This window comes from uncultured Lacinutrix sp., from assembly GCF_947500325.1.
GTDB lineage: Bacteria > Bacteroidota > Bacteroidia > Flavobacteriales > Flavobacteriaceae > Lacinutrix.
Window position 1 is genome coordinate 77,349 of the sequence record NZ_CANMRQ010000003.1, and the last position, 25,733, is coordinate 103,081.

Annotated in this window: 27 protein-coding genes; 16 read left to right on the plus strand and 11 right to left on the minus strand. The window is 29.7% G+C overall.

What is annotated here, in order from left to right:
* Nucleotides 1-95: 95 nt before the first annotated feature.
* Genes rlmD through Q0997_RS05555 form a run of 4 tightly spaced genes read left to right on the plus strand, consistent with a single transcriptional unit; the run spans nt 96 to nt 3,245 of the window.
* Nucleotides 96-1,508, plus strand: a complete 1,413-nt coding sequence (gene rlmD, locus Q0997_RS05540) for a 23S rRNA (uracil(1939)-C(5))-methyltransferase RlmD (protein WP_299885783.1) — start codon at nt 96-98, stop codon at nt 1,506-1,508.
* A gap of 6 nt (nt 1,509-1,514) precedes the next feature.
* On the plus strand, nt 1,515-2,030 hold the full coding sequence (locus Q0997_RS05545) for a DUF6452 family protein (protein WP_299885786.1): 516 nt from the start codon (nt 1,515-1,517) through the stop codon (nt 2,028-2,030).
* Nucleotides 1,996-2,715 (plus strand): DUF6048 family protein, encoded by a 720-nt coding sequence (locus Q0997_RS05550; protein WP_299885788.1) that lies wholly within the window; start codon nt 1,996-1,998, stop codon nt 2,713-2,715. Before Q0997_RS05545 ends, Q0997_RS05550 begins: the two co-directional genes overlap by 35 nt.
* A 2-nt stretch (nt 2,716-2,717) precedes the next feature.
* A complete protein-coding gene (locus Q0997_RS05555) occupies nt 2,718-3,245 on the plus strand; it encodes a DinB family protein (RefSeq protein WP_299885791.1) in 528 nt (175 codons plus the stop codon).
* On the opposite strand, the gene Q0997_RS05560 is transcribed toward Q0997_RS05555, so the two are convergent.
* The 3 genes from Q0997_RS05560 to Q0997_RS05570 are packed head-to-tail and all read right to left on the minus strand — an operon-like array spanning nt 3,242 to nt 7,161.
* A complete protein-coding gene (locus tag Q0997_RS05560; RefSeq protein ID WP_299885793.1) occupies nt 3,242-4,330 on the minus strand; it encodes an acyltransferase in 1,089 nt (362 codons plus the stop codon). The two genes, Q0997_RS05555 and Q0997_RS05560, sit on opposite strands and share 4 nt — an antisense overlap.
* Before the next feature lie 26 nt (nt 4,331-4,356).
* Nucleotides 4,357-5,940, minus strand: a complete 1,584-nt coding sequence (locus Q0997_RS05565) for a sulfatase-like hydrolase/transferase (protein WP_299885796.1) — start codon at nt 5,938-5,940, stop codon at nt 4,357-4,359.
* A 60-nt stretch (nt 5,941-6,000) separates the two neighbouring features.
* Nucleotides 6,001-7,161, minus strand: coding sequence for a THUMP domain-containing protein (locus Q0997_RS05570; RefSeq protein WP_299885798.1), 1,161 nt, complete (start codon nt 7,159-7,161; stop codon nt 6,001-6,003).
* Between the two features lie 90 nt (nt 7,162-7,251).
* Between Q0997_RS05570 and Q0997_RS05575 the strand changes: the two genes are divergently transcribed.
* The 3 genes from Q0997_RS05575 to Q0997_RS05585 are packed head-to-tail and all read left to right on the plus strand — an operon-like array spanning nt 7,252 to nt 9,084.
* Nucleotides 7,252-7,983, plus strand: a complete 732-nt coding sequence (locus Q0997_RS05575; RefSeq protein WP_299885801.1) for a bifunctional 2-polyprenyl-6-hydroxyphenol methylase/3-demethylubiquinol 3-O-methyltransferase UbiG — start codon at nt 7,252-7,254, stop codon at nt 7,981-7,983.
* 1 nt (nt 7,984) lies between these two features.
* The gene (locus tag Q0997_RS05580) at nt 7,985-8,656 is read left to right on the plus strand and encodes a ZIP family metal transporter (RefSeq protein WP_299885803.1); all 672 of its coding nucleotides are present in this window, start codon (nt 7,985-7,987) and stop codon (nt 8,654-8,656) included.
* Nucleotides 8,656-9,084, plus strand: coding sequence for a DUF4268 domain-containing protein (locus Q0997_RS05585; RefSeq protein WP_299885806.1), 429 nt, complete (start codon nt 8,656-8,658; stop codon nt 9,082-9,084). Before Q0997_RS05580 ends, Q0997_RS05585 begins: the two co-directional genes overlap by 1 nt.
* A gap of 57 nt (nt 9,085-9,141) precedes the next feature.
* On the opposite strand, the gene Q0997_RS05590 is transcribed toward Q0997_RS05585, so the two are convergent.
* On the minus strand, nt 9,142-10,632 hold the full coding sequence (locus tag Q0997_RS05590) for a PLP-dependent aminotransferase family protein (RefSeq protein WP_299885809.1): 1,491 nt from the start codon (nt 10,630-10,632) through the stop codon (nt 9,142-9,144).
* Between the two features lie 80 nt (nt 10,633-10,712).
* Between Q0997_RS05590 and Q0997_RS05595 the strand changes: the two genes are divergently transcribed.
* The 4 genes from Q0997_RS05595 to Q0997_RS05610 all read left to right on the plus strand — a co-directional run bounded on the left by Q0997_RS05595 (nt 10,713) and on the right by Q0997_RS05610 (nt 13,767).
* Nucleotides 10,713-11,231 carry a DinB family protein gene (locus Q0997_RS05595; RefSeq protein WP_299885812.1) on the plus strand — a complete coding sequence of 173 codons (519 nt, stop codon included), beginning with the start codon at nt 10,713-10,715 and terminating at the stop codon, nt 11,229-11,231.
* Between the two features lies 1 nt (nt 11,232).
* Nucleotides 11,233-11,523 (plus strand): DUF1272 domain-containing protein, encoded by a 291-nt coding sequence (locus Q0997_RS05600; RefSeq protein ID WP_299885815.1) that lies wholly within the window; start codon nt 11,233-11,235, stop codon nt 11,521-11,523.
* 134 nt (nt 11,524-11,657) lie between these two features.
* Nucleotides 11,658-12,320: a pyridoxamine 5'-phosphate oxidase family protein gene (locus tag Q0997_RS05605; protein WP_299885818.1), complete on the plus strand. Its 663-nt coding sequence runs from the start codon at nt 11,658-11,660 to the stop codon at nt 12,318-12,320.
* A 118-nt stretch (nt 12,321-12,438) separates the two neighbouring features.
* The gene (locus Q0997_RS05610; protein WP_299885821.1) at nt 12,439-13,767 is read left to right on the plus strand and encodes a serine hydrolase; all 1,329 of its coding nucleotides are present in this window, start codon (nt 12,439-12,441) and stop codon (nt 13,765-13,767) included.
* Here the strand turns inward: Q0997_RS05610 and Q0997_RS05615 are convergent.
* On the minus strand, nt 13,764-14,390 hold the full coding sequence (locus tag Q0997_RS05615; protein WP_299885824.1) for a hemolysin III family protein: 627 nt from the start codon (nt 14,388-14,390) through the stop codon (nt 13,764-13,766). The genes Q0997_RS05610 and Q0997_RS05615 overlap by 4 nt on opposite strands.
* Complete coding sequence (locus tag Q0997_RS05620; protein ID WP_299885827.1) at nt 14,391-15,065, minus strand: DUF4294 domain-containing protein; 675 nt, start codon at nt 15,063-15,065, stop codon at nt 14,391-14,393.
* Nucleotides 15,066-15,187: 122 nt separating this feature from the next.
* Between Q0997_RS05620 and Q0997_RS05625 the strand changes: the two genes are divergently transcribed.
* Entirely contained in the window at nt 15,188-16,276 is a 1,089-nt protein-coding gene (locus tag Q0997_RS05625) for a M42 family metallopeptidase (RefSeq protein ID WP_299885830.1), read from the plus strand.
* 83 nt (nt 16,277-16,359) lie between these two features.
* Nucleotides 16,360-17,523, plus strand: coding sequence for an aminotransferase class V-fold PLP-dependent enzyme (locus tag Q0997_RS05630; protein WP_299885833.1), 1,164 nt, complete (start codon nt 16,360-16,362; stop codon nt 17,521-17,523).
* A gap of 6 nt (nt 17,524-17,529) precedes the next feature.
* On the opposite strand, the gene Q0997_RS05635 is transcribed toward Q0997_RS05630, so the two are convergent.
* Nucleotides 17,530-18,537, minus strand: a complete 1,008-nt coding sequence (locus tag Q0997_RS05635) for a hypothetical protein (protein ID WP_299885835.1) — start codon at nt 18,535-18,537, stop codon at nt 17,530-17,532.
* Between the two features lie 198 nt (nt 18,538-18,735).
* Nucleotides 18,736-20,604, minus strand: coding sequence for a hypothetical protein (locus tag Q0997_RS05640; protein ID WP_299885838.1), 1,869 nt, complete (start codon nt 20,602-20,604; stop codon nt 18,736-18,738).
* A 176-nt stretch (nt 20,605-20,780) separates the two neighbouring features.
* On the opposite strand from Q0997_RS05640, the gene Q0997_RS05645 reads away from it, so the two are divergent.
* The 3 genes from Q0997_RS05645 to Q0997_RS05655 are packed head-to-tail and all read left to right on the plus strand — an operon-like array spanning nt 20,781 to nt 22,718.
* Nucleotides 20,781-21,332, plus strand: a complete 552-nt coding sequence (locus Q0997_RS05645; protein ID WP_299885841.1) for an NUDIX domain-containing protein — start codon at nt 20,781-20,783, stop codon at nt 21,330-21,332.
* An 18-nt stretch (nt 21,333-21,350) separates the two neighbouring features.
* Nucleotides 21,351-22,049 carry a PrsW family glutamic-type intramembrane protease gene (locus Q0997_RS05650; protein WP_299885844.1) on the plus strand — a complete coding sequence of 233 codons (699 nt, stop codon included), beginning with the start codon at nt 21,351-21,353 and terminating at the stop codon, nt 22,047-22,049.
* A 39-nt stretch (nt 22,050-22,088) separates the two neighbouring features.
* Complete coding sequence (locus tag Q0997_RS05655; RefSeq protein ID WP_299885847.1) at nt 22,089-22,718, plus strand: hypothetical protein; 630 nt, start codon at nt 22,089-22,091, stop codon at nt 22,716-22,718.
* 4 nt (nt 22,719-22,722) lie between these two features.
* On the opposite strand, the gene Q0997_RS05660 is transcribed toward Q0997_RS05655, so the two are convergent.
* The 3 genes from Q0997_RS05660 to Q0997_RS05670 all read right to left on the minus strand — a co-directional run bounded on the left by Q0997_RS05660 (nt 22,723) and on the right by Q0997_RS05670 (nt 25,697).
* Nucleotides 22,723-23,346: a MarC family NAAT transporter gene (locus Q0997_RS05660; RefSeq protein ID WP_299885849.1), complete on the minus strand. Its 624-nt coding sequence runs from the start codon at nt 23,344-23,346 to the stop codon at nt 22,723-22,725.
* 111 nt (nt 23,347-23,457) lie between these two features.
* Nucleotides 23,458-25,233 carry an ABC transporter ATP-binding protein gene (locus Q0997_RS05665; RefSeq protein WP_299885852.1) on the minus strand — a complete coding sequence of 592 codons (1,776 nt, stop codon included), beginning with the start codon at nt 25,231-25,233 and terminating at the stop codon, nt 23,458-23,460.
* A 20-nt stretch (nt 25,234-25,253) separates the two neighbouring features.
* The gene (locus Q0997_RS05670) at nt 25,254-25,697 is read right to left on the minus strand and encodes a DinB family protein (RefSeq protein WP_299885854.1); all 444 of its coding nucleotides are present in this window, start codon (nt 25,695-25,697) and stop codon (nt 25,254-25,256) included.
* Between the last annotated feature and the right edge of the window lie 36 nt (nt 25,698-25,733).

The following is a 25,733-nucleotide window of genomic DNA, read 5'->3' on the forward strand; positions in this document are numbered from 1 at the left end:
AAAAGGTTCATTTTATTTCTATAAAAATGAAAATCTAATTAAAGATAATTCAAATTCCCTGTCTTTTATTTGATGCTATTATTATTTTTGCACTTATGTCGAGAAGTAAAAAAAGAAAACAATTATTTACTAATTTAGAAGTAATTGATGCAGCAGCTAAAGGAAAAACTGTTGCAAAAGCACCAGATGGGAAAGTCGTTTTTTTGCCAAATGCTGTTCCTGGTGATATTGTAGATGTACAGACCTTTAAAAAGCGAAAAGCGTATTATGAAGGTAAAGCTACTCAATTTCATAAATTATCTGATAAACGTACAACACCAGCTTGTGAACACTTTGGTACTTGTGGTGGTTGTAAATGGCAAAATATGGCTTACGAGCATCAGTTATTTTATAAACAAAAAGAAGTTACTAATAATTTAATTCGCATTGGCCATATAGAATTACCAGAAGTGACTCCTATTTTAGCTTCTAGAGAGCACTATTTTTATAGAAACAAAATGGAGTTCTCTTTTAGTGATAGCCGCTGGCTTACTCTAGAAGAAATACAAAGTGATAAAGATTTAGGTGATAAAAATGCATTAGGTTTTCATATACCTGGTATGTGGGATAAAATTTTAGACCTTAACAAATGTCATTTACAGGCAGATCCTTCTAATGCAATACGTAATAGTGTAAAACAATTTGCTATTACTAATGAATTGGAGTTTTTTAATACCAGAAATCAAACAGGTTTATTAAGAACTTTAATGATTAGAACATCTTCTACAGGAGATATTATGGTATTGATTCAGTTTTTTAAAGAGGACAAACAAAAACGTGAATTATTATTAGATTATATAGCTGAAACTTTTCCTGAAATTACGTCTTTACAATATGTTATTAATGGAAAAGCTAATGATACTATTTATGATCAAGAGGTGATTTGTTACAAAGGAAACGATCATATTTTTGAAGAAATGGAAGGCTTGAAATTTAAAATTAACGCAAAGTCATTTTATCAAACTAATTCTGAACAAGCTTACGAATTATATAAGTTAACACGAGAATTTGCAAACTTAAAAGGTAACGAATTAGTATACGATTTATATACTGGAACTGGAACAATAGCTCAATTTGTTGCAAAAAAAGCTAAAAAAGTTGTTGGTGTTGAAGCTGTTCCAGATGCAATAACTGCTGCTAAAGAAAATGCACAATTTAACGGTATTGAAAACGTTGAGTTCTTTGTTGGGGATATGAAAAACGTTTTTAATCAAGACTTTATTAATACTCATGGACAACCAGATGTTATTATTACAGATCCTCCAAGAGACGGTATGCACAAAGACGTTGTTAAACAAATATTAAACATTGCTCCAGAAAAAGTAGTTTACGTAAGTTGCAATAGTGCTACACAAGCTCGTGATTTAGAATTAATGGATAATATGTATAAAGTAACTAGAGTTCAAGCTGTAGATATGTTCCCGCAAACATTTCACGTAGAGAATATTGTACTTTTAGAAAAACGTTAATTAATTATGAAGAAAAAACTAATCTTATTATTTGTTTTTTGCCTCACACTAAGTTGCGAACGTGACGATATCTGTGCAGAGAGCACTCCAACAACTCCTAGATTAATAATGGACTTTTTAGATTTATCAAATTCTGACAACCCAAAAAGTGTTGCAAATTTTAGAGTAGAAGACGCAGACGATTCTACAAGGTTTTTACCAGATTACTCTGGATCTGGTGCTGCTACTAGTGTTATTTTACCTCTAAAAACTAATGAAAATAGTACACAATTTGTTCTATATAATGGTTATACAACAGATAGTGATGGCAATGTTACTGGAGGAAACCCAGATACAATAACTATTGAATATGGTACTGAAGAGGTTTATGTCTCAAGAGCTTGTGGGTTTAAAACCATATTTAAAAATGTAGAAGTCACTATAGAGACCGATAGTGATAATTGGATACAACTTATTCAACCTGTTAATGCAAACCAATCTATTGAAGATGAAACAACAACACATTTTAACCTATTACATTAGTAGTATTTTTAGTCTATTACTATGTTGTACTTCAATTTCTGCTCAAGAAGATACAACTGTTACAGATTCTACTAAAACAAAACAAAAATACGGTATTCGTATTGGTGTAGATGCTAGTAAATTATTAAGATCTTTTATTGATGATGACTATCAAGGTTTTGAATTAAATGGAGATTATAGGCTAACTAAAAATTTATATTTAGCAGCAGAAATTGGTAATGAAGAAAAAACAACAACCAACGATTTTTTAAATGTTACAGCAAAAGGCTCTTATCTAAAAGCTGGAGTAGATTATAATTTATATGATAATTGGCTTGGCATGGAAAACATGATTTATAGTGGATTTAGAGTTGGTACTAGTACATTTTCTCAAACATTAAATAATTTTTCTGTTTATGCGCAAGATCAATTTTGGCAACCTCAATTTAGTTCTAATGAAATTATAGAAACTAAAGGCTTATCTTCTGTCTGGATAGAACTACAAATGGGTATTAAAGCAGAAGTTCTCAATAATTTATTTCTAGGCCTTAACTTTCAATTAAAAGGAAACATTTCACAAGATCAACCAGTAAATTACGAAAATCTTTATATCCCAGGTTTTAACAAAACATTTGATAGTGGACGTATTGGAGTTGGATATGGTTACACAATTTCTTACCTTATTCCTATATTTAAAAAGGGATAATAATGCATAAAGAGGCTATAATTGAAAAATTAGAGAGCGTTCATAATGATTTAAGTCTGTGGTTAGAAAAACACGATGAAGAAAAATGGACTATTGGTCCGGAAGGAAAATGGACAACTGGTCAACATGTAATGCATTTATTACAAAGCATAAAAATGCTTAATAATGCTATGAGTATGCCTAAATTTATATTAAGATATAAATTTGGCAAAGCTAATAGAGCTATTAGAGATTTCGATACTGTCGTTTCAAGATACAATGAACGCTTATCTCAAGTTAGCAGTGATGCAATCTTCTCTCCTTCTAAAAATATGAAAGCACCAACTTTAAAAGATAAAGCTTACATCATAGATCGTATTATAGCAGAAAATAAAAAACTACAACATAAAACTAAAAAGTGGAGTGATAAACATTTAGACACTTATATACTACCACATCCTTTAATGGGAAAAATGCCTGTAAGAGAAATAGTAATGTGGACATCACATCATGTAAATCATCATTTAAACACTCTTAAAGAAAAGTATTAACGCTTATTTTTAATAAGTTTATATTTATTAACGATTTTAAAATAATACCGTTCTATTTCTCTAGTCAGCATAGCAATTAAATACGTTATTACTGTAAATATTAATAAATAGATATAATGATAAATATCATGATCTGCTTTATTAGCCATACCAATCCATGGTGTTCTTAAAAAACCATGAACAGCAAAAATATAATAAGACAAACCTCCAGTAAATAGTAAAAACTGTTTAAAATACTTTGGGCTTTTATATTTTTTAAGAAAAGTGTACAGAGCTAAAACTATTATTATAAATGTCATATAAGACAAATACCAGAAATATAAATTATAAAGACCAAGTACAAAAAGCACGATAGATAAAGGTACAAGCCATACAAATTGTTTATTTATTATTGGAGCATATTGAGCGTATAACATACCAAAAATAAAAATTGGCAAATGCCCAACAAAAATAGAATACAGGCTAAAATTTTGATATGATAAATAATCATTTAAACAAAAGATTAATATAAGGGCTATAAATGCAACAAATAATAAATTATAAATACTTCTTTTAAATAAGTTTATAAGAATAGGAAAACAAAAGTATAACTGAACAATCAAAGAGTAAAACCAAAATGGTCCATTTAAAACAAACATTTTACCGGGAATAAAATTGGCCAACAACGTGAATCTTAAAAAGAAATCTATAGCTGTAGCTTGCGTAAATTCTACCCTAAAAATTAAATACTTGTAAACAAATAAACCAATTAGAGCTATTGTAAAAACAGGATATAATCGTGATAGTCTTTTAACTATAAAACTTTTAAAATTAATCTCTTTGTTTATATAAGACTTCGTTAAACCATAACCGCTTAGAAATATAAAGAGATGTAATGCTATAAAAGGTGCTATATAAATAAATATATACCTAGGTGTGTTTAAAGGATCATTAATTAAACCAGAAATAAAGTTATTAGCTGGTTCTTCTCTATAATAAAATTCATTCTCTCCTAACATTGGAGCTATCCAATGCAGAAAATTATGACAGAACACAAAAATTATAGCAATACCCTTTAATAATGTTGAATCTGTTTTAGATAACATACTTAATATTTTTTATTTAATAAATGTTACTTCCATCTATCGTAATCTAGACTATCTTTAATCCAGCGTTTTCGTTCTTTAAAATTAATATTAAAGAGACTTCTTGATTTATCATTACCAATAAAGTCAACATTGATAATATCTGAAAAACTATAGATAAAATCTTCTGCATTATATTTTCTATTAGAATAGTTTGTTAGTGTATCTATCCTAGAATTTTTAAGTTTATATTTATCAGAAAACCAAGCAATAAAAGGGATATCGAACATTGGTTTTGAGCCTTTATGTCTATGGTGTCCAACAAAATCTATAGTATCATAGACTTCATCTCCATGATCTGAAAAATAAACAACAAAACTATTTTTATGTTGCTTTTTAACTAAATTAATAATTTCACTAATTACATAATCATTATAACGAATGGCATTATCGTATTCGTTTACTAAACGTTTTGACTTATCTGTTTTAAATTTAGTTCGTTCATTTACCCCTTTAAAGTAATTATAAGACTCAGGATAACGTTTTTTATATGTTCTATGTGTTCCAATTAAGTGGACAAAAACTAGTTTTCTTTTGCCCTTAGAAGTAATTACCTTTTCAATTTCGGGAATAAGACTTTCGTCGTAAATAGTACTAAAATAATTATCTGTAGCTAGAAACTGTTGTTGTTTTGCAGCCGTAGCAATTATTGTAGGTGTACTTTCTGTAAAGCCTACAGGTTGCTGATTTGAAATCCAATACGTATCATAATTTGCCGCATTAGCTAATTGTACAACAGAGAAATTATTTTCTGCTTTTGGATTTTTATTATTAGACAGTGTTAATGCTTTTTCAAGAGATAAAATAGTCATAACGTCTGGAGCAATCACATCATTAAAAACATACAACTCCTCTTTCATTTTTGATAGTAACGGGTTTGTTTTTCTATTATAATTATACAATCCCATATGCCATCTAGACGTCGCTTCTCCAATAATTACAATACCTATTTGCTCTTCTTTGGTTTGAGATGTAATTTTTATATCATTATTTATAGATTGCGCTAAATGTTCTTTGTAATAGTCCTTTGCGATATTATAGTCCTTAATAGATTCAGAAAGTTTTAAAACTATACTTTGTTCACTAAACGAGCGCCTTAGCATATAACCTGAAACTAAAATTAGGCCAATCAAACTAATTTGAAATGCTCTATTAGTAATACTAAAATCTAAAAAATTAAATGCTTTTTCTTTAAGTAAGGATTTAATTATTAGATAAATACATATAGAAAAACATAACATAAGAATAACTATAAAAGAGAAATTAAAATAACTCTTAAAAAACTCTGAGCTTTCTGTGGCATTTGTTTCAAAAATCACAAAAATAGATGACGCTGTAGGTTTAGTATCAAAAGTGTAATAGAAAAACAGCTTAAATGCTATAAATAAAGCTAACAACCATTGGAAAAAAACTAATAATATAGACTTTAATTTATACGATTTAACCAGTAAAATAAAACTTATACAAATAACTGTTATACAAAAAATAGCACCTAACTCTCTATAAAACGAATCTGTTTCAGAAACTAAAAAATAGCCTAAAGTAAAAAATAATAGTAACGGAAAACTCATGATTAGAGTTAAACGTAACAGCGACTTTATATGGTTTTTAATATCTTTAATCAAAAGCTTTTAATTATTCATATACTTCCCTTTTTTACTTCCTGCATACATTTCGTATTTAACTAAACGTGATTCTAACTTAGCGTTCATTAGTTTTATTTTACGAGAAGGTCTTAAACCTACATGTTTTATTGCTTCTAGATTTGAAGTAATAAACCATGCATTAGTATTTGGGTAACCTTGTTTTAAAGTATCTCCAATAGCTTTATAAAAGCTTTCCATTTCTATATCCAAACGTTCTCCATATGGTGGATTAAAAACCATATGTAACTTACTGTCACCTCCTTTTTGGGTTTTAAAGAAATCTTCATGTTTGATAGTTACAAACTCATCTAAATGTGCATTTTTTAAATTGTCTTTAGCTTTTGCTACTGCACTTGGTGATTTATCGAATCCTAATAATTTATGATGAAAATCTCTAGTTTTCTTTAACAGCGATTCTTCAATTTTTTCAAATAACTCAACATCCCAATCTGTCCAACGTTCAAAAGCAAACTCCTTTCTCATTAAATTTGGAGGTATATTACAGGCTATCATTGCTGCTTCAGCTAAAAGTGTTCCACTACCACACATTGGATCCATAAAATCACTCTGCCCATCCCAACCAGACAGCATAATTAAACCTGCAGCTAAGACTTCATTTATTGGTGCGATATTAGTTGCAGTTTTGTAACCACGTCTATGCAAAGATTCTCCAGAAGTATCTAAAGAAATAGTACAAACAGAACGATCTATATGTACATTAATTTTTAAATCAGGAAAACGTAAATCTACATTTGGTCGTTCGCCAGTTTCATCTCTAAATTTATCGACAATAGCATCTTTTACCTTTAAAGCAGTATATTGAGAATGCGTAAAGACTTTAGAATGTACTGTTGCATCAACAGCTAATGTCCCGGAAGACTTCATATATTTCTTCCAGTTCATTCTATAAACATTAGTGTACAAATCTTTTTCGCTACTTACTCGAAAAGTCTTTATAGGTTTTAAAATTTTTATAGCTGTACGCAACCCTAAATTTGCTTTGTACATAAACCCTTTATCACCAACAAAACTAACATTTCGCACACCTGTTTTTACATCTTGCGCACCTAATTGTGTAAGCTCTTTAGCTAACAACTCTTCAAAACCAAATAAGGTTTTGGCAACCATTTTGAAATTATCTTCCATTATTTTCGTCCAATAGAAAGCAAAAATACTCTATTTTTGCTCTAATTCGATACTAACTAATTTGAGATTCTCATTTTCGTGAGAAAAATTATGACAAAAGATAATACAACGTGGTATGCTTCGTGGTTTGATACCCCTTTTTACCATATTTTATATAAAGATAGAGATTATGCTGAAGCCGAAAACTTTATGACTAATCTAACAAACTACTTAAACATTCCTGAGCACGGTAAAATTTTAGATTTAGCTTGTGGTAAAGGAAGACATTCTGTATACCTTAATACACTAGGCTATAATGTTACTGGTGTAGATCTTTCTGAAAATAGCATTACCCATGCTAAACAATTTGAGAACAACAATTTACACTTTAAAGTACATAACATGTGTAAACCATTCCCAGATCAATTTGATGCAGTTTTTAATTTGTTTACAAGCTTTGGTTACTTTGATAATCTTGAAGATAATTTAAATACTATAAAAGCTATTAAAGCCGATTTAAATGATACTGGTTTTGGAGTTATAGACTTCATGAACAGCGAGTATATTATCGATAATTTAGTTGCCGAAGATATAAAAACTGTAGAAGGCATTAATTTTCACCAAAAGCGTCGTGTAGAAAATGGTTTTATAATAAAAGATATCTCTTTTGAAACTCAAGGTAAAACATATAATTTTCAAGAACGTGTTAGAGCATTTACATTACAAGATTTCGAAACACTTTTCGAACAAGCTGGAGTACATTTAATTGATGTGTTTGGTGACTATAAACTAAGTAAATACATAAAAAAACAGAGCGAACGTTTAATACTTATATTTAAATAATATGCAAAATATAGTACTTCCAATACTATCTGTCGTTTTAGGTTATCTAGTTGTTTTAGTATTAAAACCAAAGCAAAATAAAAATTTAAAACTGCTCTTAGCCTTTAGTGGTGCCTTTTTATTATCTATAACTGTATTTAGCTTCTTACCAGAAGTTTATAGTACCGATAATAATCATATTGGGATTTTTATTATGATGGGTATTTTATTACAAATCATTTTAGAATTCTTTTCTAAAGGTGCAGAACATGGACATGTACACATAGATAAAGAGGCAGTAGTTTTTCCTTGGTTATTATTTATAAGTTTAAGTATACATAGTGTTTTAGAAGGTGTTCCTATTCATGCTCACGATAGTTTAATTTATGGTATTATTATACATAAACTACCTGTAGCCATTATTTTAGCAACATTTTTTTCAGCCTCAAAAATGAGTAAAACCAAATCCCTACTGTTTCTTTTACTATTTGCTTTAATGACGCCTTTAGGCGTATTTTTATCTACAAATTTTTCTATAATAGAAACTTATTTCACAGAAATATCTGCAGTAGTTATTGGTATCTTTTTACATATTTCTACAACCATTTTATTTGAAAGTAATGAAGGTCATAAATTTAATATCACTAAACTATTAACTATAGTTATTGCTATAGTTTTAGCCTATTTTATATAATGTTTTCAAGAGAAGAATCTAAACAAATAAAACAACTATTCTGGACAAGTTTTGGCAAATCCTTTCCACGAAAATGGATTAAATATGATACCAAGATAAAAGGCTTTAGTTTTAAATTTCATTTTGATAATAAAGTCGCTTTAGTGGCTTTAGATTTAGAAGACAGCTTGGAAAATCGTATTCGATACTGGGAAAAATTACAATCACTTAAAACCATTTTAAAAGATGACTTTTTACCCGAAGCTATTTTTGAAGAAGAATACTTTTTAGACAATGGTAAAGAACTCTCAAGAATCTATGTCCAATTAGAAGAAAAAGTAAATATCCATAACAAAAACCATTGGCAACAAGTAATGGAGTTCTTTAATAAAAACATGAGTTTATTTGAAGCTTTTTTTACTGAATATGAAGATGTTATAAAATTATAACTATTAATTAAAAGCTGGCTAAAACAAATCTTAAACAGATTTACTCTCTTTATTTTATTATAATATTTTCAGCATTTTAACATCATTAAAAGCTTTCTTAAATCTATTTATTAATTCATAAATTTCTTCATCATTATATGCTGCAAAACCAATTCTTATATAATTATGGTTAAGTTTAGCACTGTCATAGCGTTGCCAATCTCCAATTTCTAATTTATATTCTTTTGCAATTTCTGCTATAGTTTCCCAACAGTAATTTGAATTCAATTTTACCCAAACTGCCATGCCTCCTTTTGGAATTTCAAATTGAAAAAAAGAACCTAATTCCGCTTTTAAAAGCTTACAAAATAAATCACGCCGTTGCTTGTAAATTTTTAACACTTTACGAATATGCCTATCCAAATCTCCAGATTTTATAAAACTTGCAAATGTTAATTCTAATAGCGCATCTCCTTGTCTATCTATAAAACCCCTTAATTTAGATGCTTCATCTACAAACTCTGTAGAAGCAATTAAATATCCTATTCTATAAACTGGAGCAATAGTTTTGCAAATAGAGCCAATATATATTACGTTTCCATTTGTATCATGGCTTGCTAATGGCAAAATAGGTGCGTGATTATAATTAAAATCGTAATCGTAATCATCTTCAATAATTGCAAAATTATATTGTTTTGCAAGATTTAAAAGATGAATTCTTCTTTTAGCCGAAAGTGTTACAGTTGTAGGATGATGGTGGTGAGAAGTTACATATACTGCCTTAATTTGTTGGTGCTTACATAAGTTTTCAATATCATCTGTTACAATCCCATTTTTATCAACCATAACGCGTACTAATTTTGCGTGTTGATTTAAAAAAGTGGAATCTGCAGACTCATAATTAGTATTTCCTACAATAATAATATCATCTTTTTGAAGTAATAATTGAGCCGACAACCAAATCCCCATTTGACTCCCTCGAGTAATCAAAACATTGTCTTTACTAATATTCAAGCCTCTAGTTGAGTTTAAATAATTAGCTAAAACGTTTCGTAAAGTAGCATTTCCATATGTAGAACCATAAGATAAATAATCAAATATGTTCTTTTTTGCTGAAATTCTTCTGTACGTTCTTGCTATTTCATTAATTGGTGTTAATCTACTATCTGAAACCCCATCGTTTAAATATATAAAGTCATCATTCTTTTTTGTGAGTTTTTTAGATAAAATACTATTCTTATAAAAAGAAAACCCAGTACTTTTCTTTAAACCAATAACTTTTGAAGAATTTATTTTTTGTTGCTGCAGTATTGGTAAATTACGAAGTACAAAAGTTCCTTTCTTGGGAATACTTTCTACCCAACCTTGTAGTAATAATTCTTCATAACAAGCAACAATTGTTTTTCTGTGAACATTTAAATCCTTAGCTAAAATTCTACTACCTGGAAGTTTCGTATTTGGTGCTAAAGTTTGATTTTTAATACATTGAATAATCTGGTTAGATAATTGTAAATACAATGCCTGATTGCTCTTTCTATCAAATTTAATACTAGTTTTAAACGGAAACATCTGGACTACTTAATATATCTATTCTGGATTATTATAACAGTCCATAAATATAGTATTTTTGAGTTATAAAAACAGGAGAAATGACAAAATCGGACTTAAAATCATCGGAATTTGACGAGTATTATTTAAGATATATTGACAAACTATCTAGTAAAACTGAGTTAAGAAAAGGCTTTGAATATGGAAAAAACACTACCATTAATTTCTTTAAATCAATCCCAAATGAGAAGTTAACATACCGCTATCAATCTAATAAATGGAGCATAAAAGAAGTACTTCAACATTTAATAGATACAGAACGTATTTTTATGTATCGTTGCTTTAGAATTGCTAGGAGAGATACAACTGCCTTGTCAGGATATAATCAAGACATATATATTAATCCTTCTAATGCAAATAATAAATCAATAGATAGTTTATTGAGTGAGTTTACAATAAATCGCAATAATTCCATTTCGTTATTAAATAGCTTAACAGATGAAAATTTATCTTTTATAGGAAACTCTAATAATTCAAAGATGTCTGCGAGAGCTGCCGCTTTTACTATTTTAGGTCATGATATTTGGCATATGGAAGTAATACAAAATAAATATTTATAATATGTTAGACTTAAGACCCAATTGCGAGCATTGTAATAAAGATTTGCCAAACACATCTACCGATGCAATGATTTGTTCTTTTGAATGTACTTATTGCAAAGTATGTGCTCTTGAAATCTTTGAAAATGTATGCCCAAGTTGTGCTGGAAATTTTGTTGAACGTCCCATTAGACCACAAAAAGAAATTGAAAAAAATCCAGCATCAACGAAGCAAATATTTAAACCAAAAAATTTAGAGAAAGCTAAATTACATTCAGATAAATTTAAAAATATTGCGCCAGAAAAAAGGTAATTAGAATTCGTCGTTATAATAAGTTACATCTATAAAAAAGATCTATAAGTTTAGATTGGCAAATGTTAGTGAATTAAATTCCTTAGTCAATATAAAAACATATGAAAATATAGTTTTCTCAAAAAAACATAAACATGCAAGACTATTCAAAATCGAAATTAAACAGAATAAAACGTGGGCAAAACAGAGCGACTTACGATGTTGAAAAAATAAACACCATTTTAGATGCTGGTTTTATTGGTTACGTAAGCTATATATATCAAGATAGATCTATAACACTCCCAATGGCATATGGCAGGAAAGGCAATAAAATTTATTTACATGGTTCTCAAGCCAATAGAATGTTACTCGCTTTATTAAAAGTAAAAAAAATGAGTATGACTGTAATGCATTTAGACGCTTTAGTATTAGCGCGTTCTGGTTTACACCATTCAGTAAATTATCGATCTGCAACTTTGTTTGGTTCTGTAAAGAAAATAGAAAACCCTAAAGCAAAAGACGCGGCTCTTCTCTGTTTTATGGAACATATGATGAAAGGTCGTTGGGAAGGAATTAGACCAATGCATCAAAAGGAATTAGATAGAACTCTAGTTTTAGAAATGACTATTGAAACTGCTTCTGCAAAAATTAGAGATGTTGGTGTTGCAGACGAACCAGAAGATTACGATTTAAACGTTTGGGCTGGTATAGTTCCTATAAAGCAAATAGCAGAATACCCAATTTCGGATGAAGGCATACCTCAAAAAATGAAAATCCCAAAACATGTTTTAGATTATTACCAACAAAAAAAAGGATAAAATTCAACTAAGTTCAAAAATTCACATCGTAATAAATAGAAATTGCTACCTAAGCACAAGTCATTAGAACTTGTGCTTTTTTTAATACATTTATACTCTATAAATGACAAAAATATTTATGAAACAAACACTTATTATTTTCTTATACGCTATTTCTTTTTTTTCTTGTAAAGAAGAAAAGAATAAAATAGCAGAGCATCAATTAACAACAGAAAACTTAAAAGAAAATATAGATGATTATTTTTCTGCACTTAATACTATTGGTAAATTTAACGGAGTCATTTATGCTTCAAAAAATAATGCAAAAATCATTAGTAAGGCATATAATTTAAAGCCTAATAACAATAGTAGTACTTATGTTTCTACAGAAAGTCAATTTGACATTCATTCTGTTTCTAAATTAATGGCTCATTATTTAATAGAAAAATTTGAACTTGAAGGCAAAGTTAAAAAGACTCAAACACTTAATGATTTTATTCCAAGTTTTCCAAATGGAGAAAAAATAACTATAGATATGTTGTTACATCATACTTCTGGTTTACCTAGAAGTTTTGATAACATTGAAGGTGATGAAATAAATTTAACCTCTAAACAAATCATTGCATATACAAAAAAGCAAAAACTAATATTTGCCCCAGGTACAGCTTCGCAATATTCTAATGTTGGCTATGAGCTTGTATATTATATTATTCAAGAGATTTCTAATAAAACCTTTGCTCAATGTTTAACCGATGAGTTATTCAAACCATTAAAAATGAAAAATTCTGGAGCGCATTTTTATACTAAAGAAAAGAACATTAAACATTTGGCTAAAAATCATGAAAAACAAGATACATTAATTACACAGGTAGATAATATTTTAAAAGATGAATTAAAAACTGCTAGAATATTCTCTACAGTCAATGATTTAAATATATTCTTAAATCACATTAATAAAGAACCTTATGCTTCATTACTAAAAACCAAAGACAATGTTATTGAAAAAAGTGGCGGTTCAGATGGCATTAGAGTTGAAATCTATACCAACCTTGAATATAATTACAACTATATATTATTAGCTAATTATGAAGAAATACCTTTTCAACAAACGGTAATTGATTTCACTAAAATATTAGAAAATAAGCCATACGATATTCCTAAAGAATTAAATAGACAGCCAATAGACCTTCAATTAAATATAATAGAAAAGTATATAGGTAGTTATTCTTTTGCAGATATGGGCAATCTAGAATTAACTTTTAAAGTTGAGGACGGGAATTTGGTTGTTTATCAAGATGGAGAAAACATTGCTATACTTAAAGCTGAAACAGAAAACACTTTTTTTGATGATCCAAAAGAACCAGAATCATTTGAATTTATTGATGATAAAAATGGGAGTTTTAATGTATTAATGGGTTGGAAAGGAGTAAAACTAAAAGGATTAAGAAATAATACTAAAAAGTTTTAAACCACATAAAAGTAAACCATAAAAAAGTGGAATACGGCACCAGCTAAAACAAAAATATGCCAAATAACATGATTATAGGGTATTTTTTCAATAGCGTAAAAAACAACACCAAGTGTATAAGCTATACCTCCAGCCATTAATAACCAAATGCCTCCAGTTTCCATTACTGTATTTAAAGCAGTATAATCTAAAATAACCAACCAACCCATAACTAAATAAAGTAGCACTGAGAGGAACTCAAATTTACCTGTAAAAAAAAGCTTTAATAAAATACCAAATAAAGCAATACTCCATACGGCATAAAACAATGGCCAGCCCAAACTTTGCTCTAAAGTGATGAGTGTTATTGGTGAATAAGTACCTGCAATTAAAAAATAGATGTTTATATGATCTGCAATACGAAAGTAATGTTTGTACTTTTCATTATCTACATAATGATATAAGGCAGAGGCCAGAAACAATAAAATAAAGGTAATACCATAAGTAACAACGCTAAAAAAACTCCATTCTGTTTTACTAGTATCTTTTAAAATAAGTAGTATTAGACCTATAATACCAAATACAGCTCCAAAAGCATGCGTTATTGCATTCCATTTTTCTTCAAATGCAGTTTGCTTACGCATTTATTCCTTCTTTTTATTAATCCACTTATTAGTAAGTTCATAAAAATCAAAGTCTACAACAGATTTTTGGCGTTTTAATAAACCATCTTGAAAATTACGCTGTAAAATGTCTTCAATCAAGTAATCTTCTTTTACATTTTCAGGATCAAACTCACGTTTTAAACTTATATTAAATAGTTTCGCTGTATTATTAAACCAAAAGGCTCGCCACCCATTTCGTAAGTTTTTAATTAACTCAAAAGTTGTTTTTCCAGTTTGACGATGCACAAGCTTTACCAAAATCTGTCCTTCTGTTCTTGTTAGCTTTTTTAATTCAGCAGAAAACTCTTCTTCAATATACTTTTGTATTTTCTTAGCGTATTTCTTTTTCTTTCGTTTGCTATCTAAAGACTCTAATCTTTCGGTTAAAGATTCCAATCTTTCTGCAGCTAATTTAGCATAAGGGTATACTTTTAGTGTTTTTCGTCTTAAAATTAAATACGTCCTTCTGTCTTGTTTATTTGCAAACTTAAGTTTATGCATAACCATAACTTCTTCTAAATCTATCGCTTCACGAGGAATAGAATCTCCTTCAATAATCATATACTCTACATGAGTAGAGTCTTGTTCTATTTCTTGTGTCTGTCCGAAAACAAGCATCGGAAAAACGATTAAAAAAGATAATATATACTTCATATAAAAAGTTACGCTAAAATCGTTCCAAAAGTTTTGTATTATAATAACAAAATTAGCAATTATGTTATTGCTAACTATTAAATAAGTGTGAATATTGTTATTTTAGTGAAAAAATATAAATAATGGCAAAAAAAAGCATCTTAAACAAAAAGTCAATGGACTTTTTAGAAAAATACCTAAATAATGCATCTCCAACTGGTTATGAATGGGACGGACAGAAAATATGGATGGATTACTTGAAACCATATGTTGATGAATTTATGACTGATACTTATGGCACTGCAGTTGGTGTTATTAATCCTAAAGCAAAATATAAAGTAGTCATTGAAGGGCATGCAGATGAAATTTCGTGGTATGTTAATTACATTAGTGATAAAGGCCTAATATATGTAGTAAGAAATGGTGGTAGTGACCATCAAATTGCACCAAGTAAAGTGGTTAATATTCACACTAAAAAAGGTATTGTTAAAGGTGTATTTGGATGGCCTGCAATACATACTAGAAATCGTGCTAAAGAAGAACCTCCAAAGCCAAATAACATATTTATTGACTGTGGTTGTAAAACTAAAGAAGAAGTAGAAAAACTTGGTGTACATATTGGATGTGTTATTACCTATCCAGATGAGTTCCATATACTAAACAAAAACAATTTTGTTTGTAGAGCATTGGATAACCGTATGGGTGGTTTTATGATTGCCGAAGTAGCGCGTTTACTAAAAGAAAATAAGAAGACATTACCATTTGGACTATATGTAACAAATGCAGTACAAGAGGAAATTGGATTACGTGGTGCAGAAATGATTACACATACTATACAGCCAAATGTGGCTATTGTAACAGATGTAACGCATGACACCACTACTCCAATGATTGATATGAAAGTACAAGGAGAAGCAGAAATTGGTAAAGGTCCTGTAATTGCATATGCACCAGCTGTACAACAAAAGTTACGTGATTTAATAACTGATACGGCCGAAGAAAAGAAAATCCCGTTTCAACGTGCTGCACTATCTAGAGCTACTGGTACAGATACAGATGCGTTTGCATACAGTAATGGCGGTGTTGCTTCTGCATTAATCTCATTACCGCTTCGCTACATGCATACTACCGTAGAAACAGTACACAGAGAAGATGTAGAAAATGTTATTAAATTAATTTATGAAACATTATTGAAGATTGAAGACGGAGAAACGTTTTCTTATTTTAAATAATTAATTAAGCTAAATTAGGCACAATACTGAATACTAATTTAAAGCCTCACTTTTGAGGCTTTTTTTATCTAAATAGCATAAATATGATTTTACAACATCAAAAAGATCTATTTGATCTCCCAGAAGACATAACATATTTAAATATTGCCAGTCAATCTCCCATTTTTAAAGCCATATACGATGCAGGTATTAATGGATTAAAACAAAAAAGCAGGCCATATACTATTACTGGTTCAGATTATTTTGAACCAGTTACTGAGCTTAAAAAATTATTTGCAAAACTTATAGAAGTAGATGATTATAATCGTATTGCAACCATCCCATCTGTTTCTTACGGTATAGCTACAGTTGCAAATAATGTAACATTAAATTCTGGAGATGAAATTTTAGTTATTGATGAACAATTTCCAAGTAATTATTACTCATGGGAAAAACTAGCAAAAAAATATAATGCTACAATAAAAACTATTAGTGCTCCAAATATAGAAACCGATAGAGTAAAACAGTGGAATGAAAACATTTTAGAGGCCATAACAGATAAAACAGCCTTAGTTGCTATGGGAAATATCCATTGGTCTAATGGAAGCCTATTCAATTTAAAAAACATTAGAAAAAAAACGACACAACATAATGCTTTACTTGTTATAGATGGTAGCCAATCTGTTGGTGCCTTACCCTTTTCTGTAAAAGACATTGCACCAGATGCGCTTATATGTGCTGGTTACAAATGGTTATTTGGTCCTTATGGTTGTGCATATGCATATTTTGGTAGTTATTTTGATAATGGAACGCCACTTGAAGAAAATTGGGGCAATAGATTGGATAGCGAGAATTTTACTGGTTTAACTAACTATCAACCTAAGTACAAACCTTTAGCAAATCGTTATTGCGTTGGAGAAAGTGGCAATTTTATTTATATAAAAATGCAAATTGAAGCCTTAAAACAAGTTATTGAATGGACACCAAAAGCCATTCAAGATTATTGTAAAAGTATTTCTGCAAAAGCAGTAGAAGAATTAAAAGTTTTAGGTTGTGAAATAGAAGATGAAAACTATAGAACGCATCATCTTTTTGGAATTAAATTACCAGAAAATTTAAATATTGCTATTTTAAAATCTGCATTAACAGAGCAAAACATTTTTGTCTCGTTTAGAGGAAATTATATAAGAATTTCATGTCATTTATATAATACTGCTGAAGATTTTAGCAAACTTGTAAAATGTATGACTTCTGTTTTAGCAAAATAGGTATTCCTAAACTGTTTTTTGTTTTCTTGAAAACAAGCTTCTAATTGTTATTATATTTAAAGGAAACTCTAACATAACGTGCGTGAGACTTAGAAATATTGACACTACAAACCCCAGCCTAAAATCATAGATATAAAAGCACAATATAGCAATCCAAATAATTAAAATAGTTACTGTTTTTTTTGTTGTTAATTGTTTGTGCCAGCCTATAATAGTCGTTTTAGAAAACCAATTTAAATAATGATAGATATAAGCAAAAGCAATAAATATTTGAATTTTTAAATCAATTTTTTCATAAAAAAAGAACCTTAAATCATCATAAACACCAAAGAGTTTAGATAGGTTAGCATTTAATACATGAAAATTATTACCAATATATCTGTTTTTTACGTCTTGAGAAAACTGATAATTAAATATATCTGTATCTAAGAACACTAGGCATAATGGCAATATTAAGACAAGAACTATATTTATTATACCATAATTAGTCTTCTTGTTCCTTGCTCCATATAACATAAAAAGAATTGTAAATAAATAAACATGTATTATTGTTGGTAATAGGACTCCATTAATTAAAATATAAGTTTCAGATGTATAAGTCCATAGAGAAAGTAAAAATGCTATTAATAAGCTAATAGCAAATGCTTTATAAGTTTTATAAAACAGTACTAAAATAGCAGAGATAAGCACAAAGAACAGTACAAAATTAGTATATCTAACTACTGTATTTGTTAAAAAGATAATAATTGATTCATTTAAAAATTTAGAAAAAATAGGCAAGCTAAAAATATAAGGAACAGAATAAATAATAGCTGCACATAAAACTAAATACTTCCAATTTTTATTAATTACAAAATAGTTTTTATCTGCTATCCAATTCGTTTCCGTTAAATAATGCAAAGGTCCTAAAAAAGCATATCCAAACAAGAACAACTCAAAAGGCAAAAAGCAAGCTAAACTAAAACTTAAAAGTATTAATACAAGATTTAGTTTATCAATGTTTAATGAATTCATGCTCTTCAATTTTATAACAATTAAGGAAAATTACATCAATAAAAAGAGGCTGTCTAAAAAATCATTATAATTTACTTTGTCAAGTTGAATCTGTCGAAACCACTATTGCTTAACAATAAGATAAAATATTTCGACAAGCTCAATATGACATAGAACTATACTTTTTAGACAGCCTCTTTTAATATTAATTAATGAATATTATCGCTTAGTGTTTAATAATTTATTAACCATAGTCTTTAATTCTTTTACTTCTTTTTCCAACGCTTCAATTCTATCGTCTTTAGTACCTTCTCCAGATTTAGACGCAGATGCAGTACCTACGTTTTCAGCATATTTAGCATGTATAGCATAAGGCACACTAACAAATGGAGAAGCACCTATAACCACATAATTACCACCACCAGAAGCATCTAATTCTACTCTTAAATTGTTTACATGCGACCAATCTATATCAGAGAATACTCCAGTAATAACAATACCACCACCAATAGTAAAACTAACGGTACCATTTGATGATGTGGTTACATTATGAATTTCTGTATATACAGTAGTATTACCAGCCGTAACATCCTGTATATTCATTCTAAAACTAACAGATTGATTTATAAGAGGATCACCATTATTATCTCTAAGTGCACTCTGGTAATTTAGTAATTCTGGTACTGCACTTGTTGCCGGACCTGCATCATCTTTACCAACTTTACCCCATTCTGAGCCTTCCCAAATGTATAATGCTAGTTCTGTAGTATCGTAAACCATTAAACCAATATCACCAGAGCTTAATGCAATTCCAGAAGCAGGAGTTGTTGCCATAGCGATACGCTGTGTTGTAGTCAATCTATTTATTAATAGTCCCTTATTTGTATCGCCTAAAGTTAACGAGGCATCAGGATTTACAGAAGAAGTACCAATACCTACACTATATCTGTTTGCAGTTGTACTACCTCCTAATAATAATGAATTAGCAACATTGTTAGTAACATTAGGACCTATAACTGCTGCGTGATCTTGAAACGTTTGGCTATTTGTCCCAATTACAATTTGTTGATCTCTATCTATAGAAGTACTCGTTCTAGCATTATATCCTAAAACTATATTATCGGTACCTCGTACTCTAGAGTTATTTCCAATAAATACATTTCTATCTGCACCTGATGTTAAAGAAAAATTTGCATCATGACCTAAACCAATATTATCGTTACCAGATCGGTTTAAAGATCCTGCAACGGCTCCTAAATACGTGTTTCTGTCTCCTCCTACTACACTAGTAGAAGACGTATCGTTGTTCCAACCAGAACCATATCCTACAAAGGTATTTAAATTTCCCTGTTGGTTTCTTGATCCTGCATTGTAACCTAAAAAGGTATTCGCTGTACCTTCCAAATTAGAATGGCCAGAACCGCCTCCAAAAAAAGAATTTGCCTGACCTGTTGTATTACCATAACCACTACCGCGAACTGTAAATGTATCTAAATCGTATCGATTAGGATTACCAAAAAAAGCATCTATAGTAACCTGTATGCCTGTATCTCCTCCTACAAAAGTATTTCCTGATGCTGTTGTATTAAATCGCCCTGCTCCAGAACCAATAAAAGTATTAGCGCCACCTGATGTATTTGAAAACCCTGTATCTTCACCTACAAAAGTATTATTAGAACCAGAAATATTATTAGTTCCAGATTCCTCCCCTATAAAGGTATTATCTGTACCTGTGTCATTATTCTCTCCAGCTTCTGCTCCTACAAATGTATTATCGAATGTTGTTGTAAAACGGCCTGCTTCCGATCCTATAAATACATTATCACTGTCATCACTAGAATTGGCACCAGCCAAAGTACCTACCATAACATTTCTAGAACCATTAACAAGAGTGCCTCCAGCACCATCACCTATAAGTGTGTTAAAATCTCCAGTAGTTATAGAAGCACCAGTTGTATAGGTTTGTTGAGCCCCTCCAGAATCGAAAGAAATCACGCTGCCTCCTAAAATTTCGTTGGCTGTTTGCGCTTGAGATAATGAATAAACTCCTAATAAACTTAAAAGGAGTAAAAATGTTAGTTTTTTCATGGTTATAATAGCTTTATGTTAATTGTCTACAATTAACATAAAAAAGCAATTGTTTTAGTTGGTAAATGTGTAGATGGACATAAACAAGCTATTTTTGGTATTATATTTTGTATAAATTGCAACATGACTTTTCTTACAATAAAGTTGGTTCATTAAAGGTTTATTTAACAACAAATATGAAAGAAGAATATATAGATATTGTTACTAGTAATGGAAGTTATACTGGAGAATCGGCACCAAAATCTGAAATACACAGTAAAGGTCATTATCATAATACTGTACATATATGGTTTTACACCTTAAAAGGCGAGATTTTACTACAACAGCGTGCTGCATCAAAAGTAATTTGTCCTTTACTTTGGGATGTTTCGGTTGCTGGACATATAGATGCAGGAGAAACTTTAAAAAGTGGAGCTATTAGAGAAATTGAAGAGGAAATAGGTTTATCTATTCCTGAAGCTCATCTTAATAAAATAGGTATTTTTGAATGCTTTCAAAGTTATCCAAATGGCATTATTGACAATGAATTCCATCATACATTCATTGCAGAATTAAAAGTAAACGTAAACCAATTAACGCCTCAAAAAGAAGAGGTTGAAGCTTTAAAACTAGTTAGTATTGAAAATTTTAAAACATTACTAGATAATTCAGAAAGTAACGGTCATTTTGTGGCATCAAATAGAAAACATTATGAGTTTGTAGTTAATAGTATTCAAAAAACACTATAATTTTTCTACATTAGTTTCATGGATTTAATTCTCTACGCACTAGCACCAATTTTTATTATCATCTTTTATATCTACTTAAAAGATAAATATGAAAAAGAGCCTAAAGGCTTACTATTAGTTTCCTTTTTATTAGGAGCAATTGTTAGTATTATTATAACAACTTTACTTTATAAAGTTTTTGATATTATAGTACCATTAACTAATAGTTTAAGTGTTTTACAACAGTTTGTACAAGCTTTTTTTGTTGTTGGTTTTACCGAGGAGTTAAGCAAATATCTTATTGTTCTATTATTTGCGCAACGCAGAAAAGAATTTAATGAACCCTTTGATGGTATTGTATACGCCGTTATGGTTTCTATGGGATTTGCTGCAACCGAAAATATTTTTTACGTTTTAGAGAATGGAGTACCTACAGCTATTTTAAGAGCATTTACTGCAGTTCCAGCACATGCAACTTTTGGTATTTTAATGGGTTATTTTATGGGGAAAGCTAAGTTTTCTAACAATAGAATAGTATTAAATCTTACCGGTTTAGCATTAGCTATTTTATTTCATGGTGCTTACGATTTCTTCTTGTTTATCGATTTTATTCCAGGTATATGGATTGGTGCATTTGTTTCACTTTTTATAGGTATATTTCTATCTCGAAAAGCAATAAAAAGACATCAAACTGCTTCACGTTTTAAAGATCTTGAAAATACAGATTCGTCCTCTTAAAGGTAATATTTTGTATCTTTAAATGTATAAACCTCCGTTATGCAAAAGAGTATCAAATACATCTTATTCTTTTTTATTATACAATCGTGTGCAACAAAAAAATATATTGATAGAGAACAATTAAAAGGTCCTATTTCTAATATCACAGAAAAGACTTATAATGTTCAAGATGAAGGAAATGTATTAGTTACAAGAAAAGAAATGCGTCTTACAAAAAATGGACGCATAAAATATTCTGAAACGTTTGATGCCAATAACAAGAAAATAGAAACGACAGAAAAAAAACTCTTCTTCGAAAAAAAATCATTTCCAGATAAAGAAGCTTATTATTGTAAAACTAGATGGAAACCTGGATTGAGAGAGCGTATAAGCTGTTACTCACAAAAAAGGTATAAGCAAAATGAAATTATAGCACATTACTTAAAAGATGGTAGAATAGACTTTATTATAGATAATTTTACGACTTTTTATAAGCACTCTTATCAATACAATAAAAATAACAAACTATTAAAAACAGTTACTATAACTAGTAATAATGCAAAACCAATAGAAGAGGTAATTATAAAATGCCTCACAAAAGACAATTATAACAATTGTACGCAAATAGAAAAAAACTATTCTAAAGCTAAAACAAAAGAGCTTATAGAACGTACATATAACTATGACTAGTCTTTTATAAATTAAAAATAGATTTTACAGAGGCGATAATATACTCTACTCCGATAGCAATAACTATAAAGCCAATAATTCTAGACAACGCATTTATTCCAGAAGCGCCTAAAAACTTCACAATAAAATAGGCACTTTTCAATACTAGATAAATAGTTAATGCTGTCAAAGTCATAGCTCCTACAATTATTAAAATATCTGTAGTGAATTTGTATTCTTGGTTATAAGTAATTAATAGTGAAATGGTTCCAGGACCAGCCAACATTGGTATTGCTAAAGGTGTTAATGAAATCGCTTCACGGGAGTGGATATCATCCTGCACCTTTTGTCGTTTCATACCTTTATGTTCACGAAATTTCCCTGTTAGTAAAGCAAAACCGGAAGACGCTATAATCATACCACCTGCTATTTTTAAGGCATTTAAGCTAATCCCGAAAAAAGATAATATATACTTCCCAGCAAAGAATGATAATAATAGAATCGCTAAGACATCAATAGCGGTCCAAAATGCTGTAATAGCACGTTCTCTTTTACTATGCTCTTGTGTTAATCCTACAAAAACTGGTACAGTTCCTAAAGGATTCATAATTGAAAATAATGCACCAAAAGCAACTAAAAATAATTCCATTGTTTTTGTTACAAAGAGACTCTTTTTACCGCTTCAAAAAGTTACTATAACTTTAAAGAACTATTATAGAATTGTAACCAAAACGCAATAATGTTAAATCAACATTGCGAATTAAATCTTAGCTTGATAAGTATACAAGTCGAAATATCTGCCTTTAGTAGCAATTAACTCATCATGATTACCACGCTCAGCAATTTTACCATTTTCAATAACTAATATTTGATCTGCTTTTCGAATAGTACTTAGTCTGTGAGCAATAACAATAGTTGTTCTATTTTTAGTTAACTCGGCTAAACTTTTTTGAATTAACGCTTCACTTTCTGTATCTAAATTAGAAGTTGCTTCATCTAGAATAATTATTTTAGGATCTGCTAGAATAGCTCTTGCTATAGCAATACGTTGTCTTTGTCCTCCAGATAACTTCACGCCTCTTTCTCCTATTAAAGTTTCTAAACCATCATCAAAACGATCTGTAAACTCATTAACATATGCTGCTTTTACTGCTGCTAACAATTGTGCTTCTGTAGCATTTGGTCTTGGGAACATAATGTTTTCACGAATGGTGCCTTCAAATAAGAATTCATCTTGTAAAACCACACCTAGATGCTTTCTGAAGCTCTTTAGTTTAACTTTCGATAAATCTTTACCATCTATAGTTATTTCACCAGACTCAGGATTTAAAAAGGTAGCAGATAATCCTGCTATAGTAGATTTTCCAGAACCAGAACTTCCAACTAAAGCAATTACAGAACCAGAAGGTGCATTAAAATCTATATTATGCAATACAGGCTTATCTTCTTCGTATGCAAAGGATACATCCTTAAAAGCGATATCTCCTTTTAAATCTTGAAGTTCTATTGTTCTATTCGTATCATCGTCTTCTGCTGCCATATTCATTAATTCTTCAGTACGATCTAAACCAGCTAATGCTTCCGTTAATTGGCTACCAATATTACTCATTTGTACAATTGGTGCGACCATGAATGCTAGTAGAAACATAAACTCTAAAAACTGACCTGAAGTAATTTCGTCTTGCATCATATAATAACCACCAATACCCATAATTCCAGCAGAAGCAAGTCCAATTAGAAAAGTTGAAGAACTCGTCATTATAGCTGTAGCTGTCATACTTTTCTTTACATTTTTAAAGATATTGTCTACACCTTTTTCAAAAACTATATTTTCTTGATCTTCAGCATTAAAAGCTTTTATAACACGTATACCTGCTAACGTTTCGGTTAAACGGCCTTTAACCTCAGCATTAATTTTTCCTCTAGCTCTAAAAATGGGGCGAATGTATTTAAAAGCCTTCAAGGCTACAAAACCAAAAACAGACAATGGAATAAATACAAATAAAGTCATCCAAAGATTGATATCAATTAGTAATTTAACAGAAATTATAGCTGTAACCGTTCCTCCAACTAATTGTACCAAACCTGTACCAATAAGATTTCTTACACCTTCAACGTCACTCATTATTCTTGATACTAATGCACCAGATTTAGTATTATCAAAAAAACTAATAGGCAATGACAATACTTTTTTTTGCACTTGAGAACGCAATTCACTAATTAAATATTGAGCTTGAATACTTAAAACTTTAGTCAATAAAAAAGAAGTGATTGCTTGAATCAAAATTGATGCAATAACAATAATAATCAATGTATATAATTGATTGTAATCTTTACTTGGAACTACTTGATCAAGCAAGACTTTACTTTGCATTGGCAAAACCAAACCAGCTAAACTACGAATAACAATAAGAATTAAGCCTATAAACACTAATTTCCTTCTTGGCCAAATAATAGTTTTAAAAGCCTGTTTTAAGGTTACTTTAGGTTTCTTCTTATTTTTTATATCTGAAGAATTGTCTTTCAGGTGCTGCATGTATTTTTTGTGTAAAGGTACTACTCTATTAAACGTCTATGATAATTTATTTGCCCTAAATGATACGCTAAATGCATCGTTAAATGCACTAAAAAATATTCTGTAGTCATCGTATCTTCATTTACGCGACGCTTATACTCTTTTTGTAAATCGGTCGCAGTTAAAGTCTTTAAGGTATTCTCAATAATTATTATAACGGCATCTACTTGCTGTAGTAATGCTTCCCTTGGAACATCTTTTAAAGAAAATTCTAAATCCCTTTGTCTTACATAACCTGTATTACCTATAGTCGCGCCAATAAAATGGTTAAGATTACCAACAAGATGTAAGCATAAATTACCTGCAGAATTAGAAATATCTTTTGGGGTAACCCAAAGATTACTTTCATTTTTATAGAGACAAATTTCTGTTTTTAATCTCTCTAAATCTCTCTTAAATAATTTTATTAATGTCTCTATGAGCATATTGATTTTTTTTATATTTTTCAATGTAAAAATAGG

What these genes read in the sequence shown, in the direction of transcription:
- rlmD (WP_299885783.1), top strand. Translation starts at nt 96, where the DNA reads ATGTCGAGAAGTAAAAAAAGAAAACAATTATTTACTAATTTAGAAGTA.
- Q0997_RS05545 (WP_299885786.1), top strand. Translation starts at nt 1,515, where the DNA reads ATGAAGAAAAAACTAATCTTATTATTTGTTTTTTGCCTCACACTAAGT.
- Q0997_RS05550 (WP_299885788.1), top strand. Translation starts at nt 1,996, where the DNA reads ATGAAACAACAACACATTTTAACCTATTACATTAGTAGTATTTTTAGT.
- Q0997_RS05555 (WP_299885791.1), top strand. Translation starts at nt 2,718, where the DNA reads ATGCATAAAGAGGCTATAATTGAAAAATTAGAGAGCGTTCATAATGAT.
- Q0997_RS05560 (WP_299885793.1), bottom strand. Translation starts at nt 4,330, where the DNA reads ATGTTATCTAAAACAGATTCAACATTATTAAAGGGTATTGCTATAATT.
- Q0997_RS05565 (WP_299885796.1), bottom strand. Translation starts at nt 5,940, where the DNA reads ATGAGTTTTCCGTTACTATTATTTTTTACTTTAGGCTATTTTTTAGTT.
- Q0997_RS05570 (WP_299885798.1), bottom strand. Translation starts at nt 7,161, where the DNA reads ATGGAAGATAATTTCAAAATGGTTGCCAAAACCTTATTTGGTTTTGAA.
- Q0997_RS05575 (WP_299885801.1), top strand. Translation starts at nt 7,252, where the DNA reads ATGACAAAAGATAATACAACGTGGTATGCTTCGTGGTTTGATACCCCT.
- Q0997_RS05580 (WP_299885803.1), top strand. Translation starts at nt 7,985, where the DNA reads ATGCAAAATATAGTACTTCCAATACTATCTGTCGTTTTAGGTTATCTA.
- Q0997_RS05585 (WP_299885806.1), top strand. Translation starts at nt 8,656, where the DNA reads ATGTTTTCAAGAGAAGAATCTAAACAAATAAAACAACTATTCTGGACA.
- Q0997_RS05590 (WP_299885809.1), bottom strand. Translation starts at nt 10,632, where the DNA reads ATGTTTCCGTTTAAAACTAGTATTAAATTTGATAGAAAGAGCAATCAG.
- Q0997_RS05595 (WP_299885812.1), top strand. Translation starts at nt 10,713, where the DNA reads ATGACAAAATCGGACTTAAAATCATCGGAATTTGACGAGTATTATTTA.
- Q0997_RS05600 (WP_299885815.1), top strand. Translation starts at nt 11,233, where the DNA reads ATGTTAGACTTAAGACCCAATTGCGAGCATTGTAATAAAGATTTGCCA.
- Q0997_RS05605 (WP_299885818.1), top strand. Translation starts at nt 11,658, where the DNA reads ATGCAAGACTATTCAAAATCGAAATTAAACAGAATAAAACGTGGGCAA.
- Q0997_RS05610 (WP_299885821.1), top strand. Translation starts at nt 12,439, where the DNA reads ATGAAACAAACACTTATTATTTTCTTATACGCTATTTCTTTTTTTTCT.
- Q0997_RS05615 (WP_299885824.1), bottom strand. Translation starts at nt 14,390, where the DNA reads ATGCGTAAGCAAACTGCATTTGAAGAAAAATGGAATGCAATAACGCAT.
- Q0997_RS05620 (WP_299885827.1), bottom strand. Translation starts at nt 15,065, where the DNA reads ATGAAGTATATATTATCTTTTTTAATCGTTTTTCCGATGCTTGTTTTC.
- Q0997_RS05625 (WP_299885830.1), top strand. Translation starts at nt 15,188, where the DNA reads ATGGCAAAAAAAAGCATCTTAAACAAAAAGTCAATGGACTTTTTAGAA.
- Q0997_RS05630 (WP_299885833.1), top strand. Translation starts at nt 16,360, where the DNA reads ATGATTTTACAACATCAAAAAGATCTATTTGATCTCCCAGAAGACATA.
- Q0997_RS05635 (WP_299885835.1), bottom strand. Translation starts at nt 18,537, where the DNA reads ATGAATTCATTAAACATTGATAAACTAAATCTTGTATTAATACTTTTA.
- Q0997_RS05640 (WP_299885838.1), bottom strand. Translation starts at nt 20,604, where the DNA reads ATGAAAAAACTAACATTTTTACTCCTTTTAAGTTTATTAGGAGTTTAT.
- Q0997_RS05645 (WP_299885841.1), top strand. Translation starts at nt 20,781, where the DNA reads ATGAAAGAAGAATATATAGATATTGTTACTAGTAATGGAAGTTATACT.
- Q0997_RS05650 (WP_299885844.1), top strand. Translation starts at nt 21,351, where the DNA reads ATGGATTTAATTCTCTACGCACTAGCACCAATTTTTATTATCATCTTT.
- Q0997_RS05655 (WP_299885847.1), top strand. Translation starts at nt 22,089, where the DNA reads ATGCAAAAGAGTATCAAATACATCTTATTCTTTTTTATTATACAATCG.
- Q0997_RS05660 (WP_299885849.1), bottom strand. Translation starts at nt 23,346, where the DNA reads ATGGAATTATTTTTAGTTGCTTTTGGTGCATTATTTTCAATTATGAAT.
- Q0997_RS05665 (WP_299885852.1), bottom strand. Translation starts at nt 25,233, where the DNA reads ATGCAGCACCTGAAAGACAATTCTTCAGATATAAAAAATAAGAAGAAA.
- Q0997_RS05670 (WP_299885854.1), bottom strand. Translation starts at nt 25,697, where the DNA reads ATGCTCATAGAGACATTAATAAAATTATTTAAGAGAGATTTAGAGAGA.